Source organism: Paenibacillus taichungensis (assembly GCF_050994985.1).
GTDB classification, from domain to species: domain Bacteria; phylum Bacillota; class Bacilli; order Paenibacillales; family Paenibacillaceae; genus Paenibacillus; species Paenibacillus taichungensis.
In genome coordinates, this window is record NZ_CP194720.1 from 4,629,758 (window position 1) to 4,651,606 (window position 21,849).

The 21,849-nt window shown below is 46.6% G+C and carries 14 protein-coding genes; 2 read left to right on the forward strand and 12 right to left on the reverse strand.

Going from position 1 to position 21,849, the window contains the following annotated elements:
• Nucleotides 1–486 precede the first annotated feature (486 nt).
• Nucleotides 487–2,769, reverse strand: a complete 2,283-nt coding sequence (locus ACR1R9_RS20955; protein ID WP_433922821.1) for a YhgE/Pip family protein — start codon at nucleotides 2,767–2,769, stop codon at nucleotides 487–489.
• A 207-nt stretch (nucleotides 2,770–2,976) separates the two neighbouring features.
• On the reverse strand, nucleotides 2,977–3,558 hold the full coding sequence (locus ACR1R9_RS20960) for a TetR/AcrR family transcriptional regulator (RefSeq protein ID WP_076291486.1): 582 nt from the start codon (nucleotides 3,556–3,558) through the stop codon (nucleotides 2,977–2,979).
• A 357-nt stretch (nucleotides 3,559–3,915) separates the two neighbouring features.
• Here ACR1R9_RS20960 and ACR1R9_RS20965 point away from each other — a divergent pair, with 357 nt between their 5' ends.
• Nucleotides 3,916–5,136, forward strand: coding sequence for an MGDG synthase family glycosyltransferase (locus tag ACR1R9_RS20965; RefSeq protein WP_433922820.1), 1,221 nt, complete (start codon nucleotides 3,916–3,918; stop codon nucleotides 5,134–5,136).
• A gap of 277 nt (nucleotides 5,137–5,413) precedes the next feature.
• Here the strand turns inward: ACR1R9_RS20965 and ACR1R9_RS20970 are convergent, their stop codons facing one another.
• Nucleotides 5,414–6,271: a cell wall hydrolase gene (locus ACR1R9_RS20970; RefSeq protein ID WP_099855806.1), complete on the reverse strand. Its 858-nt coding sequence runs from the start codon at nucleotides 6,269–6,271 to the stop codon at nucleotides 5,414–5,416.
• A gap of 130 nt (nucleotides 6,272–6,401) precedes the next feature.
• Nucleotides 6,402–7,010: an RNA 2',3'-cyclic phosphodiesterase gene (gene thpR, locus ACR1R9_RS20975; RefSeq protein ID WP_326064997.1), complete on the reverse strand. Its 609-nt coding sequence runs from the start codon at nucleotides 7,008–7,010 to the stop codon at nucleotides 6,402–6,404.
• Nucleotides 7,011–7,199: 189 nt separating this feature from the next.
• Here thpR and ACR1R9_RS20980 point away from each other — a divergent pair, with 189 nt between their 5' ends.
• Nucleotides 7,200–8,156, forward strand: coding sequence for a D-2-hydroxyacid dehydrogenase (locus ACR1R9_RS20980; RefSeq protein WP_076291482.1), 957 nt, complete (start codon nucleotides 7,200–7,202; stop codon nucleotides 8,154–8,156).
• Between the two features lie 136 nt (nucleotides 8,157–8,292).
• On the opposite strand, the gene ACR1R9_RS20985 is transcribed toward ACR1R9_RS20980, so the two are convergent.
• The 8 genes from ACR1R9_RS20985 to ACR1R9_RS21020 form a co-directional block, all read right to left on the reverse strand.
• Entirely contained in the window at nucleotides 8,293–9,267 is a 975-nt protein-coding gene (locus tag ACR1R9_RS20985) for a TRM11 family SAM-dependent methyltransferase (protein ID WP_246318268.1), read from the reverse strand.
• Between the two features lie 44 nt (nucleotides 9,268–9,311).
• Complete coding sequence (locus ACR1R9_RS20990; RefSeq protein WP_076291480.1) at nucleotides 9,312–11,024, reverse strand: methyl-accepting chemotaxis protein; 1,713 nt, start codon at nucleotides 11,022–11,024, stop codon at nucleotides 9,312–9,314.
• Nucleotides 11,025–11,386: 362 nt separating this feature from the next.
• Entirely contained in the window at nucleotides 11,387–12,385 is a 999-nt protein-coding gene (locus ACR1R9_RS20995) for an MsnO8 family LLM class oxidoreductase (RefSeq protein WP_433956390.1), read from the reverse strand.
• Between the two features lie 21 nt (nucleotides 12,386–12,406).
• Complete coding sequence (locus ACR1R9_RS21000; protein WP_433922818.1) at nucleotides 12,407–13,822, reverse strand: deoxyguanosinetriphosphate triphosphohydrolase family protein; 1,416 nt, start codon at nucleotides 13,820–13,822, stop codon at nucleotides 12,407–12,409.
• A 576-nt stretch (nucleotides 13,823–14,398) separates the two neighbouring features.
• Nucleotides 14,399–16,279 (reverse strand): molecular chaperone HtpG, encoded by a 1,881-nt coding sequence (htpG, locus tag ACR1R9_RS21005; protein WP_072734365.1) that lies wholly within the window; start codon nucleotides 16,277–16,279, stop codon nucleotides 14,399–14,401.
• A 1,245-nt stretch (nucleotides 16,280–17,524) separates the two neighbouring features.
• Nucleotides 17,525–18,424 (reverse strand): nickel transporter permease, encoded by a 900-nt coding sequence (nikC, locus tag ACR1R9_RS21010; protein WP_099855797.1) that lies wholly within the window; start codon nucleotides 18,422–18,424, stop codon nucleotides 17,525–17,527.
• Nucleotides 18,425–18,676: 252 nt separating this feature from the next.
• On the reverse strand, nucleotides 18,677–19,681 hold the full coding sequence (locus ACR1R9_RS21015; RefSeq protein ID WP_079695210.1) for an ABC transporter permease: 1,005 nt from the start codon (nucleotides 19,679–19,681) through the stop codon (nucleotides 18,677–18,679).
• 155 nt (nucleotides 19,682–19,836) lie between these two features.
• The gene (locus ACR1R9_RS21020; RefSeq protein ID WP_433922817.1) at nucleotides 19,837–21,489 is read right to left on the reverse strand and encodes an ABC transporter substrate-binding protein; all 1,653 of its coding nucleotides are present in this window, start codon (nucleotides 21,487–21,489) and stop codon (nucleotides 19,837–19,839) included.
• Between the last annotated feature and the right edge of the window lie 360 nt (nucleotides 21,490–21,849).

Sequence of the window (21,849 nt, forward strand, 5' to 3'; positions counted from 1 at the left end):
CTGGTCCGGATCACCCGGTAAACAGCTTGGTATAACAACACGCAACCGCTGGCACGGCCGCTGATATGGAGCGACGTTTTTTGATATAGTTCTATTATTTTAACACCGACCTAACATCAGCGCAATTTAAACTTTTTAATACCTCTGATAAGAAATGTTTTGCAGTACAGCTTTAGTGTACTGATGCTAAAATTCATCTCTTTTTCGAATAATTATACACATTTTATGTCAGAGTACAACTAATTTTAATTGCTGACAAAAGAAAATCATTCCATATGTGGCCTGCGTTTAACCATAGTTGGCCCAATTTCTCATGCCATGATCCAGCGAATATCTTCATCCTTATGCATTTGTATACAAAAAGAGTCTGCAGCCCATTTTCGGGTCGCAGACTCTTTGCACTATTTGACTACTATATTGCATAATTTTGATACTTGAGTCCAAAGTTTATTTTCACTATTCTGTCCTATTCCGGTTCAATTCGGCTTATGCCGTCACCACTTGACCGGATTCAGCCACTTCGGCTTCTTTTTTGCGACGTCTCCCGCTCCAAAGGAAGAAAGCCAAGGTCAGCAGCACAGATATACCTGCATAGATTGCCAAAATGCCGACCTGATGCCACATCACATCGAAATTGCCACTGGATACAACTGCTTTGAAGCCCATAATGCTGTGCGTCATTGGCAGCCAAGGGCTAAATGACTGGAGCCATGACGGAATCAGCTCTACCGGGAAGGTTCCCGCACTTGCTGCAAGCTGGAAGACCAATAACAGGATAACTACATAACGCCCTGGCAAGTCAAGCCAAGTTACGAGGGCTTGAACAATAAACATAAAGGTCAGTCCCGTAAAGATCGTGAATAGATAGAACAGCGGTACGCTGTGTGTTTCCAGTCCAAGACCGTACAGCATGAAGCTTGCCACGATCACGGATTGGATAATGCTCACAAAACCGAATACGAGTGTACGGCTGACAAAACGGTTCCAACCTGTTGCACCCGGTACGGAAGTTTCCCGCATTTTCAAAACAATCGTTGAAATCAGCGATCCAACAAACAAACCGATGGACAGGAAGAACGGCGTCAACCCTGTACCATAATTGCTCACGTTCTCTGTTGTGTTCTCGGACGTATTCACAGGTTCAGCGAACATATTCACCACATCGTCCGTTTTCTTGACTTCTGATGTTTTCTGAGCCGCATCGTTCAGCTTGGTAGCCAGTTCGCTTGAGCCGTCTTTCAGCTCAGTTAAACCGTCTGCCAGCTTGCCTGCTCCGTCACCGAGTTGTTTGGAGCCGTCCGTTAGCGAACTCACACCACCGCTCAGTTTACCCACACCCGTTTGCAGGGCTGTAGTTCCGGACCCCAGTTGCTTGGCTCCATCTGCCAGCAATGTGCCGCCACTTGCAGCCTCGCCCAGCTTGCCGCTAAATTGCTTCAGACCATCAGAGAGTTTCGCTCCGCCTTGGCTAAGCTGTCCAGCGCCCGCCAGCAATTGCTGCTGACCATCCACCAACTGGTTCGCACCTGTCAGAAGCTGCTCTTGGCCTCCATGCAGCTCGGACGCACCTGCTGCCAGTTGCTGATTGCCCTGGTGTAATTGATCTGCACCTTGCGCAAGCTTCTGTTCGCTCTCATGCAGTTGCTTACTGCCTTCAGCGACTGCTGCACTAGCTGCCAGCAGCTTCTGTACGTCTTCACTGGCTGCCAGTTCAGGGTTGGATGCAGCTAACTGCTTCAACCCATCAGCAACGCCCTGAGCACCGTCAGCAACCTTACTGCTGCCATCTACTGCCGATTGAAGGCCAGTGGCCAAGGTGCCACTGCCTTGGAATGCACTTTGCAGACCCTCAGACAGCTTCGCACTGCCTTGCTCTGACGATTGCAGACCCGCTTGCAGCTTGCCTGCTCCGTCCACGGAAGATTTAAGTCCAGTTTCCAGCTTGGCACTGCCGTCCTTCAACTGGTCTGCACCGCTCTGAAGCTGGCTTGTCGCCGCAGCTTGAAGCTGCTGCAAACCGGATACCAGATTCGATGTACCACTTTCAAGTTTGGTTGCCCCCGTGTGTAGTGCATTGACACCATCACTTAATGGAGACAAGCCATCCTGAAGTTCCAATGTACCGGATGCCAGTTTCGCCAGATTATCCTTGAGCTTCACAGCTCCATCATCCAGCTTGCCTGCGCCCGTATTCAAGTCTCCTGCGCCATCGCCAGCTTCAGCCAATCCGTCCGATACTTCGGAAAATTTGTCGAGCAGGGTCTCCGCATAGGATTCCGTTACTTTGGCCGAAACTTTAGCTTTCAGATCTTTGATGGCCGTTTTGCCAATCTGCGCACCCACAAAGCTGTAATTTCCATTTGGTTCGTAGATCAGATCAGCCGGTTCTGGCTTATCATCAAGCAACGTGGTTGCCTGGGATGAAAAGTTTTCCGGGATCGTAATTTGCATATAATACTTGTCGTTTTCCATGCCTTCTTTGGCTTGGATGGGACTGACAAAATCCCATTTAAAATCTGCATTTTTCTTCAGTTCATCCACGAGGTCACTACCGACATGCAATGATTTACCTTCCAGTTCTGCACCTTTATCAAGGTTAACAACCGCAACCGGCATTTCATCGACATGACCATATGGGTCCCAGTAGGCAGCCAAATAGATACCACTATATAGAATCGGTATAAACAAAATTGCAATAACGGGGATCAACACCTTCGGGTTTCTCACGGCCGATCCCACATCCTTGAAAAACACGGATAAAGATTTCATGTCATTTTCTCCCCTTGTTCTCTCTGCTTCCTAAGCAGAATAACCATAATGAAATTAATTTGATGCGTTTCGGAAATTTACCGAAACACGAAGTGACTACTTTCCTCAAACGGTCACTTTAGAGCAAAAAAACAAACCTGTCTCTCGACAAGCCTCACTGCCTTCAATCGTATGACTAACCCATATTATAGTAATAATAAATTCGGGTTACGTTGCTGCAGCAATTCCTTCCATTAAGAAAAGGCGAAAGTAATTCTTGATTTCCTCTTTGCTCAGCGGCTCGTGTTGCTTGCTCCAGTCTGAGGTGAGGGCAATGTACAAACGAATCATCATAAAGGAAACTACCTGTGGATCACAATCACGAATCTCTCCGTTGTCTCTTGCCTTCTCAAGCTCCCGTGCCAGAAAATCGGAGATAACTTTCTCCACTTTCTCCAAACCTTCCTTGGCCTGAAGAGTTCCAAAATCCTTAAGCTCCTGGGACAATTTAACCAGCAAATCGTGATCACGACGAAACTCTAGCAATGAATCAAGCACACGAAACAGATTATCAAAAAAAGCACTTTCCTGATGAACTTCACGATGAGCAATGTTTTTCATTTCCTGGATTACTTCAACCAAAATCTGATCAAACAATTGTTCCTTATTCGTAAAGAACGTGTAGATCGTTCCCTTGCCAACATTCGCAATCTTCGCTACCTGATCCATCGTGGTTGCCTTGTATCCAAACATGGCAAAAGACTGCGCGGCTGCATGAATGACCTGCTGTCTCCTGTCAATCGGAGCCATCATATCCCTCCTAGTTTTCGTTGATCGTCCTCTTTAAATGACCATAAATACAATTCGGTCATTCGGTCAAAACCAAGATTACCACTCTCCTCATCAGATTGCAACCCTAACATTAAAAAATTGTGTTAATTTTTTTTAACCGAAATGCAGTGGAAACTGCTTCTATCGTCGTCTATAGTGTATGATGACTCCAACAACTCGGATAAAGACGAAGTTTTGATGTATCAGAACATTAACTATAGTGTAAATATGTAACGAATGAACATGATTTTCCGCTTCGCTGTATATTCATGTAGTAATGCAACGTGCGGTATGACTGTGAATGTTAAATTTAAATTGATGAATAAAGGTGAACTCATGCGAAAACCAAGAGTGCTCTTGTTATCCGAAGGTTTCGGCACCGGTCACACCCAGGCCGCCCATGCGCTCGCAAGCGGCATTAAGAAAGTCAGTCCACATGTGCATAGTCGGGTTATTGAGCTCGGCAAATTTTTAAATCCAACCATGGCTCCGCTTATTCTGTCTGCATACCGCAAGACACTAACCGTTCAGCCCAAGCTGGTCAGTCTGCTGTATCGGACACAATATAACAAATCACTAAACGGATTTACCAAACTGGCCTTGCATCGGATTTTCTATACACAGACGGCTCAGGTCGTATCCCAATTGAAACCCGATGCCGTGATCTGTACTCATCCATTTCCGAATGCGGTCATCTCACGACTGAAACGTCAGGGACTTAATATTCCACTATATACACTGGTCACAGACTACGACGTACATGCAACGTGGATTAATCCCGAGGTCAACAAATATTTGGTATCCACGCCACAAGTTAAGGCTCTGCTTGAGATCAGGGGTGTTGAACCCTCTCGCATCCAAATCACCGGTATTCCTGTTCATCCTGACTTCTGGGAAGCAGGAGACAAGGTAAGCCTCCGACAGGAAATGGGGCTTCAGAACATGCCCACTGCTCTGCTAATGGGTGGCGGATGGGGACTTTCCTTTGATGAAGAGCATATGAAGACCCTCACGTCATGGGCGGATCGGGTACAGCTGCTTTTCTGTCTGGGAAGCAATGAGAAAATGATTGCCAAGCTGAAGGAAATGTCCTGCTTCCAACATCCGAATATACGCATTCTTGGGTATACTCGTGAGGTCAGCAAACTGATGGACGTATCCGATGTGCTCATTACGAAACCAGGTGGCATGACTTGTACAGAAGCATTGGCTAAAGGCTTGCCGATGTTATTCGTACCTCCATTGCCGGGACAGGAAGAAGAGAACTGTGAATATTTTGTACAAGCCGGATATGGTCAGATCATTCACTCTTCTGACGTTATTACCAATCGCTTCAAGCATTTGTGTGAGCAGATCTATGCACCACGTGAAGCTGAAAGCCAGCTGAAAGCAGTCCACAAACCAGGGAACAAAAACACCTACGATCCAACGTGTTGTGCCCAGGCTGTCCATGATTTATTGTTCCCGGCTACAGCGGAAGTCACATCGGCGCCCAAGGAGCGCTTCACAGCCGGAATCGGGGCAACTTCGCTGTCAGGTACCAGAATTCCATTCTAGCAGCTCTATGACCCCTTCTAGTCGTTCTACGAAGGTATTTCATCTCTTAAAGACATGCACAAAGAAGGTTCCCCTCCATTAATCCGGAAAGGAACCTTCTTTTATTTCATTCTTATCTCCGTATGATTTGCTACAAAAAAGGGTAATTTAAATAACAAACTCTCATCGCCAATAAAGTTAAAAACGACGAAATAAAACTGCATTACAGGGCTTTTCAAGGTCTATGTAGCGAATACATAGTTAACTACCCTGCCTGTTTGCAGAATTTACAGGTCAATTACTTGTAAAAAGTATGATGCCCGATCGTTTTTACTTTTTTCTGGGAGCGAGCCACTGTCAGATCGTCCGCAAGCGTCAATGACAAGAAATAATACGTATCATCGGCGACTTCCTTTTTCCCATTCAACGCTGCATTAACTGCCTTGATACTGTCCTCATTAGGAGTAACACGTTTCAAGCGCCCGTTCGCTACAGGACTGAATTGAGATTTCTGGTAGATTACTTTGTAAATGGTATCGGGAAAATTGGCTGACCGCAGCCGGTTTAAGACAACATTGGCAACTGCCACTTTGCCTTCGTACGGTTCACCTTCCGCCTCTGCCATGACAATTTTTTGCAGCAGAAGCAGCTCTTTATCGGACACACTGTATGACCAGGTCGCAAGTTTCGAGTCTTCCTGGTTCAGGAGTTTGGTCCGTGTAAAGTAAAGTTTTTGGGGGGGAGTCGTAATTGCAGCTACCGCTTTGGCATGCTCTATCTTGGCCAATTTCAGAGCAGCCTCTTTCTTCGCTTTGGCCGCTGCTGCAGCTCTGGCCGCATGTTTAGCCTTGGCTTCTTTCTGTTCCTGCTCTTCCTGGGCAGCCGTCAGCCAGTTCTTGGCCGGGAGCGAATTGGTCCAGTTATCAGTCTGTGTAGACGCATCAGAAGATAGACTTGTCCCGTCTTGCATCATACGCCTGTCTCCGCTAAAAGAATTTTCGCTATTTTCTGCAGATGCCGCAAGTTCGGTCATCTGTTTGCTATCACTTGCCTCATTCCATTTTCCAGTCGCCTGAACGACGTTAGCCCCCACTATACATACAAGCAGCACAGATAACATCGGTGCCACCCAACGATTCTTGCTTATAATATCCATTCGAAGATTCCTCCTGTCGAAACAATTCCCTAAACTAAGTAACCACAAAAAAAGAATTTGAATAACGATGGCTAATATTACATAGGGAATAACGTTATGTCAATGTGATTTTATGTCATATCAATGAGTTTCAGGAAAAAGAAAACGTATCCACAACCTCATACATCGGCGCCTGACCTGGCTGTGTCACATAAAGCACAAAATCTTGGACCATCCAAGAATTAACACCTAAAAATTGCCCTGGAAGCACTCCAAATATTCCTTTATCTTCATTTCCTGGGTTCTGGCCCAGAAATTTACGCGCAATCGTAATATGAGGAGAATAAGGTCTTAATTCGGCCTCAAATCCAAGGGAAGCAGTTGCGCCCACGATCTGTTTTTGCAGAAGATGAAGTTGGTCCACTTCTCCTTCAACACCTTTCCACAATACCTTTGGTGCCTCTTCCAAACCGAACGTTCCCCATCCGGATAATTGCAGTTCAAACGGCCGGAACCCGACCGTTGCCAAACGCAGCGCTTTCCGCAGATGTCCAATGTCACTAACAAGGGTATCCCCCAGAAATTGCAATGTAATATGATAATCCCGGTAGTCCGTCCATTTGCGAAAATCAAGCTTTCCTTGCACCTGTTCCGCAGATATACGAAGTGAATTCTGAATATGTGCCGGCACCCGGAGTGCAATAAACAATCGTTCTCGTCGGGATGGAAGATCCGTATGTGAATGTGAATAGTTATTCATGGTATACACCTCTTCTAGAGTTCGTTTTATTATTTCACAGTCGTCTCTATAGTTTCAAGCTGGTTAAGTATAGAGTGACACAATTTTTGGGATTTGCACATGAGGCTGTATTCCTGCCTTTTACGCACATCGCCTTCTTTTCTGCTAAACTAATACCACAACTTATTTCAATTCAGGAGGCCACTAACTATGGGTAAAATTGTATGTTTTCCATCCTTGTCGACAAAGCAGCAACAACGTATTCTGGATGCAGCACCAGGTTATACACTTACGGTTGGCAAAGCCAAAGAGATTGACACATCGGAGTTAAAAGAAGCCGAAATTGTCTTAGGCTGGTCTCCTCTGGTAACCGAACATGCACTGAAAGAAAACAGCCCTTTAAAATGGGTTCAAGTCTGGTCCGCAGGTGTGGACAACCTTCCTTTCTCAGATTTGGAACAAAAAAGCATATTGGTAACCAGTGCTAATGGCGTACACGCCATTCCCATAACCGAAATTATTCTTGGCATGATGTTGTCCCACAGCCGCTGGCTCAGACAAGCGATGCTGCACCAGCAGCAGGCAGAATGGAAATCCCCAGGCAAACCACTTCCGGAATTGCATGGCAAAACAGCGGTTATCGTCGGCGTTGGAGAGATTGGAACAGAAACCGCACGTATTCTCAAAGCACTAGGCATGAACGTCATTGGGGTTCGTCGCTCCGGAAAAGACGTTCCAAATGTAGACCAAATGTACAATATGTCCGGCTTACACGAAGCACTGGGGCAAGGCGATTACGTCATCAATATTTTGCCACTCACAGATGAAACGCATCATATCTATAATCAGTCTGCATTTGAGCACTTCAAATCAGGTTCCTGTTTCGTCAACGTGGGACGTGGCCCAAGCGTAAATACGGAGGCTCTGCTGGGTGCACTGGACAGTGGACAGGTTGCCTTTGCTGCACTTGATGTATTCGAGGAGGAACCGCTCCCCGCAGATCATCCACTATGGGGTAAGGATAACGTCTTGATTACTCCGCATATTGCAGGCAGTACAGAGCAATACACCGAGCGGGCACTTGATATTTTTGTTCAAAATTTGGAAGCATATATCGCCGGAAAAACCCTTCCGCTCAATCTGGTGAATTATAGTCATAAATACTAAAAATTCTAGATGATCCTAGGTGAAATTGTACAAATTCATGTAAGGTAGTTTCCCTACGAAAATCAAAAACCTCCATACCGGAAAATGGATTTTTTCCGGTATGGAGGTTTTTTCTGTTATTTTCAGCGCAGCCGTTCTAAGTGCATAGCCAAATGTGACGTATAAACGTGCCTTTGCTCACCGTTCGATACTGATCAATGTTCCATCCGGCATCCAGAATGTGCCCCTCCACCCATTCGGTGGAAACGATCACTGCCCGTCCTGCAAGTCTCTTCAAACTCGTCAACATGGCAAGTTGTTCCTCATCCGGAAGAACAGAACAGAGATTATATGGCATGTCCAGAATGGCTGCATCGTAGAAACCTTCCAGATCATTCATATCCCCGAGGGTAATTCTGGTTGGATCATACCCATAATGAGGAAGATTAATGCGTGCACCCTGTACCGCCAAAGGGTTCAAATCATTTCCTTTGACCTCAATTCCCATCGACAATGCCTCAATTACAACGGTTCCCATTCCGCAGCATGGATCGAGCAACTGATGCCCCTCCACTTGCGGAATAGCAATATTGACTAACGCTCTGGCTAACGTAACACCAAGGCCTGTGGAGTAATTTTGCGGCTTCTGATGATGGGTTTGCCACGAGCGATCGGCTTCTGTCCATTGACCGAAGAGCCATTTTCCATTCACATGCATTAGTCCAAAAGTCACGTCAGGCTGTTTCATCATAGCTTTGCCTTTAATGCACATGCCCAGCTCTTTTTCCAGCAAACGAGAATGCGCATAATCCGGCATGTCATCGCCCTCTTTCAAGCAGACAACCTTGAACGTTTCACGAGATGACAAGGCGACTTGTGAAGCAGCAGGTTTCAGACCTGCTACTGTATCCGCTTCGGCCATCACATCCAGTCTGCCCCGGACAAATGGACTTCTACCTGGTGGAATGCAAATATTGGAGCGTACATAGGCGTGATCTCCTGAACCAATATCTGTCCCAGGAACGAGCATCGTTTCCAATTCCAATTCACATAGGGCACGTTCATTCTCATGGCAAGCGAAGGTATATACGTAACTTCCGACAACTGAATCTTTGCTGTTTGTAGAGCTCAATATGGTAGCCGTCCTTCATGTTTCTTCTATTATAAGAAGAGGTTTTATATTTTTAATTTTTCAATGGAAGAAAGCAGATCTTCGGACAGATCTTTCAGGGTTTGAATATTGCCGCTAATCGTTTCCATTGAACTCACCTGTTCTTCGGCTGAAGCTGACACTTCCTCTACACTTGCCGCGGATTCCTCGGATACTGCCGAAATTTGTTGACTGAAATCATTCATCCGTCCGCTCGCTTCCTGCATACCTTCCAGACCATCCGTCATTGTACCAATGACTTGAACCATACCCTCTACCGACTCACTAATGGTACGGAACAGATTGCCGGAATTACGTACTTGCTGCTGCCCACGTTCTGTTTCCAGTACACCTGTTCGTAATTCCTCAACAACGCCCTGAGAATCTTTCTGGATGTCCTCCGTGATGACGGTAATCTCTTCCACAGAAGTTCGAACGGCTTCGGACAACTTCCGCACTTCTGCTGCAACAACTGCAAATCCGCGTCCACTCTCTCCTGCCCGGGCAGCTTCAATGGAAGCATTCAATGCGAGCAGGTTGGTCTGGCGCGCAATGTCATGAATGACTTGAACCAACTGCGATATATCTTCGTTTTTACGGTCTAGCTGTTCCATCTTGTTCATGGAAGAGGAAACTGCGCCAGCAATCTGTAGCATTTGGTTCACGGATTGCTCCATGGACTCGCGGCCGGTCTGTCCTTGTTTCAAAATCAGGTCTGACATCAGACGAAGCTGATTCCCCTGTTCCGAATGTTGCTGAATATTTGCGTTCAGCCCCTCGACGGTACGGGCGGATTCAACAGCCGTTTCTGCCTGACTCTCTGCCGCTTTTGCGGACTCTTCCATCGTTATGGCAATTTGGCGACTGCCGATCTTAACCTCTTCAGAGGAAATAGCCAATTCACTACTTTGGCGGTTGACGGCTTCAGCAATTCGTCTAACATTCAATACCATGGACGTCAGATTACCTTTCATGTCATTCACGGCTTTGGCAAGAACACCAACTTCGTCTTCATGTTTGGTATGTATGTCCTGGACATTCAATTGACCTTCCGCAATCAGTTTCACGGCACTAATCACCCGAAGCAGTGGTTTAACGACTTGTGAACGGATAATCGGGATCGCAATTGCTGTAATGATAATCATCACAAGAACACCAATGACGATAATGATTCGGCCATCTTGGACGGATCTGATCGTCTGAGCCGCAGAGAGATCGGACTGCTGCTGATTGTAATCCACCAGATAGTCCAGATGGACTTGCATGGCATCGAAGGAGGCGGCCCCTTTTTCGGATACTTCCTTAGCCAGTTGTTCCTGACCTTCATCACTCAGCTTGATGGATTGCGTGTTAATCTTGAGGTAAGCTTCCCACTTGCTCTTTAATGCTTCCCATTGCTCTTTTTCTTCAGCTGTCTTCTCCTGCTGATCATATATTTTAATAGCCTGGGCCGTTTCGCGAATGTATTTGGTGCGCTCTTCAGCAAGGTCCGCTTTGGCCCCTGCCTGTGCATCAAAGTGACGATAGCTTAATGACAAAATATGTTCTGTTGTATAATTCAATCGGTTAATCTGCTGGATGGAGGGCATCCAGTTATTGGTGATCATATTCGTGTTTTTTTCCATCGAGTTCATTTGTGTAACAATCGTGACACTAAGAAGAATTAAACAGAGGATTAATAGATAGAACGCGATGCTGATACGCAGACCGATACTCTTGATCTTGAATCTGCTGAACATATGATTTCCCCCTTGTGCCCATCTTCGGCCACTTCCGTATTTTAGGTTCTTTTGTCGTTGTTTTACCCTTCTTTTGGCATCTTGCAAATTACTCTTTTCTATATTATATCTATAGTAAAAGAGACGTAAAGTATTATAACATTCTTTTATTTTAGTCATGCTTTATTTTGTAAAATCTTGTGATTATTTCACATCATCTGTTGAACGGAATCGAATGATGTAAAATTCAGACTTAAATGAAGCAAAAAAGAGCTGCAGCATACGGCAAATATCCGATCTGCAGCTCTTACGATTTGAATCCATACAGATGACCGGAATGGAACCCGCCATTCTTTGTATCATAACGGCTAGCAGCCGCCCCCCTATGCGTTCACCAGCAACTTGTAGGAGGCCAACCTTCTCTCGTAATCCGGTCCAGTTGTCACTACAAGCAACCGATCCGTATTCAGCCTTTGGCACACCTGCTGCAACTGTTTCGAGACTTGTTCAGGTGTACCGGCATAATGCCGTTGCACCTCATTGGCATCGGTCATGTCATTGGTGCCGGTACTTGTGCTGACATGGTCAGACTGCGTTGAAATTTCTTTTCCAACAGCTCTGCGTCTCTCCGCCATTTCGCTACTCCAGGACAATGCCTCTTTCTGCGTCTCCGCACACAGCACACTTACAGCAACCATAACCTCCGGCTCTTTCCTATTGGCGCTGGGGATAAAGCCCTCCCGATAACGCCGCACAGCTTCCGTACCATCCGCATCACTCATGAATTGTCCGAATACATACCCCATACCGAAGCGAGCGGCAAATTCAGCACTCTTCACGTTGGTACCCAACATCCATAAGGATAATGGAAGCTCCGGAATCGGGCGGGCCGTCACCGGATGTTCCTCATAAGTGTATCGATCTTCCAGTAGTTCGGTTAGTGCCGCGAGCGATTCAGGCAACTTGGACACATGCTGCAAGTAATTGCCACTCAAGGCCATCGTTGCATGGGGACCGCCCCCAGGAGCACGTCCCCAGCCTAACTCAATGCGCCCCGGGTAGAGCGCCGCCAACAGTCGGAACGACTCCGCTACCTTAAGCGGGCTATAATGTGGTAACAGTACGGCACCGGAGCCAAGCTGGATCGTGTTCGTTCGCGCGCCAATATGGGCAAGCAACACTTCCGGTGATGCTGATGCAAGTTCGTCCATGTCATGGTGCTCCGACGTCCAGTACCTTGAATAGCCCCAGGCTTCAGCATGCTGCGCAAGTGTAACGGATTGTTGTAGCGCCTGTTCTGCTGTGGCGCCGTTCAACCTTGGAACAAGGTCAAGTACGCCCAGATTGTATTTTCCACTGATGTTCGCACCCAAGCGTCTCATCTCCCTTCGTCATGCTTATCTCTAATCCAGATCGTAGATGGAACCGACCTTGAGACCGTATAGTTCATTGTATATTTTCTCGGCAAAAGCATCCGTCATCCCGGCTATATAATCGATCACCATGTGCTCCCAGGTCCAGATCGGATTCGCCTTCGCCTGATCCTTCTCATAGCGCTGCAGCCAATCGGACGGAATAATGGATTTGGACGTTTCCGGGTCAAGGAAAGCATCCCACAGACGCTTAATCATCCATTCACTGCGCTTTTGCAACCTTTGCACACGCAGGTCACGAATCATGGTCACCCAGGCAAAGCTCTTAAGCACACTCACCGTACGCAGCATGTCGAGGTCCTCGGCACCTTCACGGACAAACGTCACCTTTTTCCAGTCTCCGTTATCAATAACCCCCAGGCTAGCGACAAAAAGGCTGACCCAGTAAGCCTTGACCTCACGGCGGGTACGTGAGTAATCATGCTCGCAGAACGGCATCTTTTCATTCCAGATGCGCAGGAACGAAGCGAGGACTTCTTCAACTTTTTTGCCAATCGCTTCCCTTGTCCATCCGTTCCAGAACAGATCCTCCAGTGTCGTAATCTTATCCACAATCAGTCGATTGATATGCGGATCTTGCAGGAAATGCTCGTGTACTTCGATTTTACCTGCTTTGATGCCATCTTCCAGATCATGTGCGGAATACGCAATATCGTCGCAGAGGTCCATCAGCTGCGCTTCAAGCGTTTTTTTGCCAGCAGGAATGTTCCATCGATCGCGAATCTCGCGGATATACTGCCATTCATGATAATACATGCCTTTCTTGCTCTCCGTGCCAGGATACGGGTACTTGTTAATGCCCAGCAGCACTGCATCCGACAGGTTCAGCCCATCGATATCTTCCCGTTTTTCTAAATACATAATGAGACGGAAGTTATGCGCGTTGCCTTCAAAGTGCTCATACTTCCGCTTGAGCTCTGCACGAATCTCCGATTCCGGTTGAGGCGATTTGGCCCCGCGATTTTTCTTCATGATTTTCTTGACCTCTGTGTTGATGAGATCATCGAGGATGCCATCCAGCACTTCTTCCCCTTTATGTCCAAAAGGCGGGTGACCGAAATCATGCGCAATCGCGGCACACTCCACCACTTCAGAATCAATAATCAGTCCGGGGCTGTCCGCCTGGTTCAACTCCACCTCCGGGTAGCGACGCAGCAAGCTTCTTGCCGCTTCTCGTGCAATCTGCGCCACCTCCAGGGAGTGGGTCAATCGTGTGCGATAATAATCGCCCGTTCCTGCACCAAACACCTGCGATTTGCCTTGCAGCCGACGAAAGGTCGGTGAATGTATCAGTCTGGAATAGTCGCGCTCATAGGCTGCACGAGCCCCATCCAGTTTCGTTAGTTCAGGATATTGTCTATGTTCTCTCAGATCGTTCCATTGCATGTTGATCACTCCTAGCCGACTGTCTCTATTTTGAGTGATTATACACATATTCTGCAGTTTCGAAAAGCAAAACCTGTCTGCGATTGTCATCTCTTCTCACATCAACTTGTGATGCACAGTCGTCTTCTCTTATTATACCCTGCCAGACTATCATCCGTGCACCTAAATGATAATGATTAATATTGAAAGTAACTTATGACGAAAAAAGTGCCTTATACAGTTTGCGTGGCCGTTCCGGTTACGGATCGTTCTTTTGATCGCTGTTATTCCCAAATTTCCTTGATTCCCTTTAAAAAGGGAGAAATTCGGGAATAAAGGCGAACGCTTCGCTTCTTCAGAATCGATTCCGTCCCCTTCACTACTTTCGCTGTTTGATTCACACCCAATCTAAAATGACATTACATCCCCTATAAAGGGGGACTTCAAACAAGACTTTGAGAGGCTAAAGAATACCATTAAATTGTTCATTCATTACTTCAATGATAGTCTGTCTTCCCGTCCCCTCCGCTGTATGGGTGAGGAGATAAAAATAAAAAAACCGACAGGGCAAATGCCCTGTCGGGTGAAGAAGGTAGTTTAGACCATAACTTTGCAGATATCGTTGGTGAACTCTACCGGGTCTTGAATTGGCAGTCCTTCGATCAGCAATGCTTGATGATACAGCAAGCTTGTGTAAAGGCTTAGTTTTTCTTTATCCTGTGCGAATGCGTCTTTCAGGGATTTGAAGACATCGTGATTTACGTTGATTTCCAGCACTTTATCCGCCTGTACATTTTCGCTGTTCGGCATGGCTTTCAGGATTTTCTCCATCTCAATCGTCAGCTCACCTTCGGTGGACAAACATACCGGATGGCTTCTCAGGCGTTTGGAAGCTTTAACAGCTTTTACTTTGCCGCCAAGCTGCGCTTGCATCGCTTCGAACAACTCTTTGTTGTCGTTGTCTTGTGCGTCCGTCTCTTCTTTATCTGCACTGTCCTCGATGCCCAGGTCACCGCTGGAGATGGATTTGAACTCTTTCTCTTTATAATTCGTGATCATCTTGATTGCAAACTCATCAATGTCGTCGGTGAAGTACAATACTTCATAACCTTTGTCGAGTACACCCTCGATCTGTGGCAGCTTCTCGATCCGTTCAATAGATTCACCGGATGCGTAGTAGATGTACTTCTGATCTTCCGGCATTCTGGAAACGTACTCGTCCAGGCTAACCAGCTTCTTCTCTTTGGAAGAAGAGAACAAGAGCAGATCCTGCAGGGTATCCTTGTTCACGCCATAGTCGCTGTAAACGCCATATTTCAGCTGACGGCCAAACGCTTGATAGAACTTCTCGTAATTCTCACGCTCGTCCTTGAGCAGGCTTTGCAGTTGGCTCTTGATCTTGTTCTTGATGTTCTTCGCAATCAGACTGAGCTGACGGTCGTGTTGCAGCATTTCACGGGAGATGTTCAGGGACAGATCTTCGGAATCGACCATACCTTTTACAAATCCGAAGTAATCTGGCAGCAAATCACCGCATTTGTCCATGATCAATACACCGTTAGAGTACAGTTCAAGCCCTTTTTCATACTCTTTTGTATAATAATCAAATGGTGTGTTCTCCGGGATAAACAGGATCGCATTGTATACCACTGCGCCATCCGCGCTGATGTGCAGATGTTTGAGCGGTTTGTCAAAACCGTAGCGTTTTTCCATATAGAAGTTGTTGTAGTCTTCTTCGGTCAGTTCGCTTTTATTTTTACGCCAGATCGGCACCATGCTGTTCACAGTTTGCTCTTCTTTGTACTCTTCGAATTCGTTCTCTGTACCCTCTTTTGGACGCTGACCAGTCACATCCATCTTGATCGGGTAGCGAATGAAGTCGGAGTATTTCTTGATGATGGATCTCAGGCGGTACTCTTCCAAAAATTCGTCATACGAATCTTCTTCCGTATTTTGTTTGATCGTCAGGACGATCTCCGTACCCACAGAATCTTTCTCGGCTGGAGAGATCGTGTACCCGTCCGCGCCTTCGGATTCCCATTTCCAAGCTTCATCGCTGCCCAGCGTTTTACTCGTTACCGTCAACTTGTCCGCCACCATAAATGCGGAGTAGAAACCAACCCCGAATTGTCCGATGATGTTGTGTCCGTCTTTGGCTTCATTCTCTTTCTTGAACGCCAATGAGCCACTCTTCGCGATAACCCCCAGATTGTTCTCCAGCTCTTCCTGGGTCATCCCGATTCCTGTATCGGTCAGTGTGAGCGTACGGTTCTCTTTGTCGATGGTGAGCTTGATGTAGTAGTCCTCTTTGTTAAAGACGAGTGTGTCGTCAGTGAGTGCTTTGTAATATATTTTGTCAATGGCGTCACTGGAGTTGGAGATCAGTTCTCTCAAAAAGATTTCTCTTTGGGTGTAAATGGAGTTGATCATCATATCCAGCAAGCGTTTAGATTCAGCCTGAAATTCTTTTTTAGCCATGAATGGGTGTCTCCTTTCAAATTGGGGATAGAATGATTGGGTTAAATATAGAAAGTAAACCTTTGAATCCTCACATGCAGAATGTTACGTTACTAGAAAAGCCTTCAATCGCTTTGATACCTAGATTTTTTTGATTACTCTATTCCTCATTTAAAATAAGCGCATGATTTTGTGCGGTCTAGCTGTTCCGGTTACGAGTCGTTCTTTCGATCGCTGTTATCCCCTAATTTCCTTGATCTCCTTTTAACAAGGGAGAAATTAGGGGATAGCGTATGCTTCCGTAGCAGCTTTCCTTCAGAAAGCTTTTAGGCGAACGCTTCGCTTCTACAGAATCGATTTCGTCCCCTTCACTATTGCCGCACCATTCACCAACTGATTTTAAACATTGAGATTTTAATCAATTGAAAATCTATTGATCATTCTTTTGCGTACTAGGCTTTTTCTGGCTCATTCCACTCTCATGTCCTATTCAAGGTTAATTAAAACCATATTCAAAAACACAATCATTCCATATGTAGTCGTGTAGTAAAAATATCATTTGTTAGCACTCTGATTATTGGAGTGCTAAACCCTTTCCTTTTATATAACATATGGGAAAATTGGGTGTCAATACGATGGCGGTTATTTTAACAAAATCATCGAATAACACTTCATGTTCTGCACATCTCTAACCATTTTATCTCAATACATCATGCAACACAAAAGCCGCCTCGAACCAAAGTTCGAACCGGCTTGGAGACAGATTGTAATGTAGGAATAGTAGCTATTATCACATCATTCCCATCTAATGTATTTCGAAGGGTCATCCACCTTGCTGTGTCGCAACTAGTGCGCTGGTTGACTGTCTTGGGCGGGTAGAAACAGTAGAAATTTACACGCTATCGAACCTTGACGTTAATTGGTCCCTTTAGAATGATTTCATTATCTAACGAATCGTAGAGATGCTATTTCTCACCTTAATTCGGCCTTTCGAGACTTTCCTCAGGTTTTTCGCAACATAGCGTGTGTGAAATTCGTTAGATTGGCAAATGGGCAGTAAATTGCAGAATAAGGCTTGCTAGGTTCGTTAGATTGGGGCAGAAGTTAGCGTTACAGCTACAAGTTACACTTACGGTTAGGCGTTGGCGTTAAGCGGCGTTACCGTAAAAGTTAGAGTTACAGAGAAAGGGTTACAGTTACAGTTACAGTTACAGTTACAGTTACAGTTACGGTTATGGTTACAGTTACGGTTGGAGTTGCAAACCTCTATTTTTTGGCCATCTTTGGATCAAGGGTGTCGCGCAGGCCGTCCCCGAGCAAGTTGAAACCGAGCACGGTGAACATGATAGAAAGTCCGGGGAAAATAAGCGTCCACGGTGCTTTTTGTAGAAACTGGCGGGAATCCGACAGCATTTTGCCCCATTCCGGGTCTGGGGGTTGCGCCCCCATGCCGAGGAACCCAAGCGCAGCTGCTTCAATAATCGCTGTTCCAATCCCCAGGGTACCTTGTACGATGAGCGGGGTGAGACTATTGGGCAAGATGTGCCGGAACAAAATTCGCATATTGCCAGCCCCCAGCGTACGCGCTGACGTAATGAATTCCTCCTGTCTCAAGCTAAGTACCCTTGAACGCACCAGTCGTCCGTAGGTCGGGATGTTCACGATTGCTATCGCGAGCAGTGCATTTTGCAAAGACGGGCCGAGAATCGCCACAATGGCGATTGCCAATAGGATAGCTGGGAAAGCGAGCAAGATATCGAACAAACGCGAGATGAGCATATCAGCCCATTTTCCATAATATCCAGCAATCAGACCGAGCAATGCGCCCGCAATAATAGAGCCAATAACAGAAAAGAAACCAACCCACAATGAAATGCGCGCTCCATGCAGCACTCTGGAAAATACGTCACGCCCCAGATCATCGGTACCGAACCAATGCTCTGCCGAAGGGGCTTGCAAACGATCTGTGAGTACCTGCTCTTTGTAATCATACGGGGCAATGTACGGGGCAGCAAAGGCCAACAGGATGAAAAAAACGATAATAATCAAGCCTGCTAGCGCAAGCCGATTTCTCCGAAACGTTCTCCAGGCTTCCCGCCATGGACCCGAGGCAGGTGCCGACGCGGCGTCAACGGATGCTCCGGTATTGGTCGATAATTTGGCCATGCGGCGTCTCCCTTCTTGGATATGAATGAAATACAAGATCAACGAGTTCTATTACACCCAAGCACTACGATTGCAGCACCATCTTCCGATCGCTGTTATCCCCAGATTTTATTGATCCACCTTTTAAAGGTGAAAATCCGGTGATAAATGCGAACACTTCGCTTCTACAGATTGGTTCTGCACTCTTCGTGTCGTGTAATTTTTTAAAGATCTTATATTAAGTTCCATTCATCAACCCAAATGATGAATTTCCTATTTATAACTAATACGCGGATCGAATACGGCGTACAGCAAGTCCACAATCAGGTTGATCACTACGAAGAAAAATGCCACGATCAGAATGCCACTCTGGATCACCGGATAGTCCCGCGAACTAATTGCTTCATATATATAGCGACCTACACCGGGCCACGCAAAGATCGTTTCGGTCAGTACGGCTCCACCCAGCAAAGATCCGGTCTGTATGCCGATGACGGTGAGCACGGGAATAAACGCATTTTTCAATGCATGTCCATATATGACGAAAAACGGGCCAAGTCCCTTCGCCTTCGCGGTTCGGATATAATCCGAACTCATTACTTCAAGCATGCTGGAACGCGTCATCCGGGCAATAACGGCCATTGGAATCGTGCCGAGAGCGATACTTGGCAGCAGCAAATGTTTCGTTACCGTCCACAGCTGATCCCAGCGTCCGGCAATCATCGTATCCAGCACATACAAGCCCGTAATGGCTTCAATGGGATCGCGTGCATTCATCCTGCCGATGGATGGCAGCCAGTGCAGTTTGTTCGCAAACAGCCACTGTTCCATGAGACCAAGCCAGAAGATCGGCATCGATACGCCCACCAATGCAATGACCATGCAGCAGTAATCGAACCACGAGTTATGTTTCCACGCACTGACAATCCCTGCATTCACGCCAATAATGATCGCAAACAGCATACTCGCCATCGTTAATTCAAGGGTCGCTGTCAGATAGGGCACAATTTCCTGGGCAATGGGAACCTTAGTGCGGATGGATGTGCCCAGATCTCCCTTAAACAGATCACCCAGATAAGCGAAATATTGTTGAAACCAGGGTTTGTCCAGTCCGAGCTGGTCACGCAGAGCTTGCTTGGATTGTTCGGTTGCCTTTTGCCCGAGTATGGTCTCGGCCGGATCACCTGGAATGGCGTGGATAATGGAAAAGACGATCAGAGTCATGCCCAGCAGCACGGGCAGTAACACGAGTACACGTTTGACGATGTAACTGTTCACTCCTCATTCACCTGCCTTTAACGTATAAAAAGCGCTGGCAGACATGCATGCTTTAGATCGTTACATCCTGATGTGGGTTCTGCCAAGCATTGCGTGTACGCCAGCGCTTTGAACTAATGGTTCCTATTTAATACTAAGTTCAGCTCGTATATAAGTTATTCAAAGTAGGCATTGGCGTAGGATTCCGTTCCCAATGGGGACGGCACGAAATCTTTCAGGTTCGCTTTACCAGCCAAAATAGGAGTGGTGTGCACAAGTGGAATCCATGGAGCATCTTCCTTAATAATCACCTGCGCTTGCTTGTACAGTTCCGCACGTTTGTCCTGATCCGTTTCTTTCTGCGCACTCGTCAGCAACGTATGCAATTCTTCGTTTACGTAGAAGCTGCGGTTGTTGCCCGGGATCGCATCCTTATCGAGCAGCGTGTACAGGAAGTTATCCGGGTCACCGTTATCACCGGTCCAGCCGAGCATGTAAATGTCGTCTTTCTCCCCGGCTTTGGCATCATCCAGATACGTTGCCCACTCTGGTGATTCAATGTTGACGGTCACTCCGATTTTCTCAAAATCGGCCTGGATCGCTTCGGCAACCTTCTTGCCGTCAGGCATATACGGCCTGGATACCGGCATTGCATAGAATGTTACCGGGTCAGGCAATCCATCAGGATAGCCGGCTTCGGCAAGTAATGCTTTTGCTTTTTCCAGATCATAAGCATAGTCTTCAATACTGTCGTTATACCCCCAAAGCGTTGGCGGCATCGGGTTTACCGCTGGCTGCGCTTGTCCGGCAAAAAAAGCATCGATAATGCCTTGTTTGTTCACCGCGTGGTTGAGCGCTTGTCTTACTTTCACGTTATCAAACGGTTTTTTCTTAAAGTTGAAGCCAATATATGACACGTTAAATGGTGGACGCTCGATTTTTTGCAGCTCACTATTCCCCTCAAGGATGGACAGATCGTCCGGGTTCAAGTCTTCCATAATATCAATCTCGCCGTTTTGCAACGCATTGAAGCGAGCCGTGTTATCCGGAATGGAACGCACGATTACTTTGTTCAGCTTCGGCAGTCCCTCTTTCCAATAATTCGGATTTTTCTCCAGGGTGATGGAGTCGTTCCGCTTCCACTCTTTGAATACAAATGGGCCTGTGCCTACTGGCTCGCTCTTGAAATTTTCCTTTTTCTCCTGAATCGCGGTTGGACTTGCAATGCCAAATGGCGTCATCGCAATGTTTTGCAGGAAAGGCGCTTGTGGCTGGTTCAGGGTGAACTCGACCGTTGTCTCGTCAATCGCCTTTACTTCCTTAATCACACGTCCGTCTTCTGGACCAAACATGGAGTCATAATAGTCGAAGGAATCTCCCTCGAATTTATATTCACTGGCCGGATCACTCCATCGATTGAAGTTGAACACCACAGCCTCTGCGTTGAAGTCAGTACCATCGTGGAATTTCACGCCGGGCTTCAGCTTGAAGTCATACTTGAGTCCATCCGCCGAAATCTCCCAGCTCTCAGCCAGTCCAGGAACAACCTCGGTTCCACCTTCTTTGTAGTCCAGCAATGAGTCAAATACCTGATGTCCAATCTTCAGCGACTCCCCGTCTGTAACAATTGCCGGGTCCAGCGCCACCGAATCTCCGCCGCGTCCCATAATCATCGTATCCTGTGCTGCCACTTCTGCCGGAGGCTCGCTACCCTCCGCCGGAGCGGGGGAATTGCCTGTGCCCTCGTTACTGGTGCTAGAGCAGCCTGACAGAATCAACACTGTGCTCATGGCCATTGCCATGACCCCGGATAACCACTTTTTTCTCATTCGCATACGTACAACACCCTTCCCTGTCTCATAATGTGTGTGATACTGGCGTGAAAAAACTCCAATGATTACAATCGATCGGTTTGGTGCTTTGTATCATATGAAAGGCTTTAAATGCCTTTGATACCTGTGATGGATGTTTAGATAAGTTGAGACGTATATAAGATGTAAAACGGGATGTAACCGCGCACATTTTGTTAGATTTTTCGAATGTTGTGCTACGTTATAAAAGCCTGTGGTTGTTGTAACAAACTTGTTGCGTAACAATTGAACTTTGGTCAATAAGCAACAGTAAAATGGTACTGACTTGGTGGCGGCGACAAAGGCTGATTTAGAGAGAACGGTGGTGTTGTCTGGTGT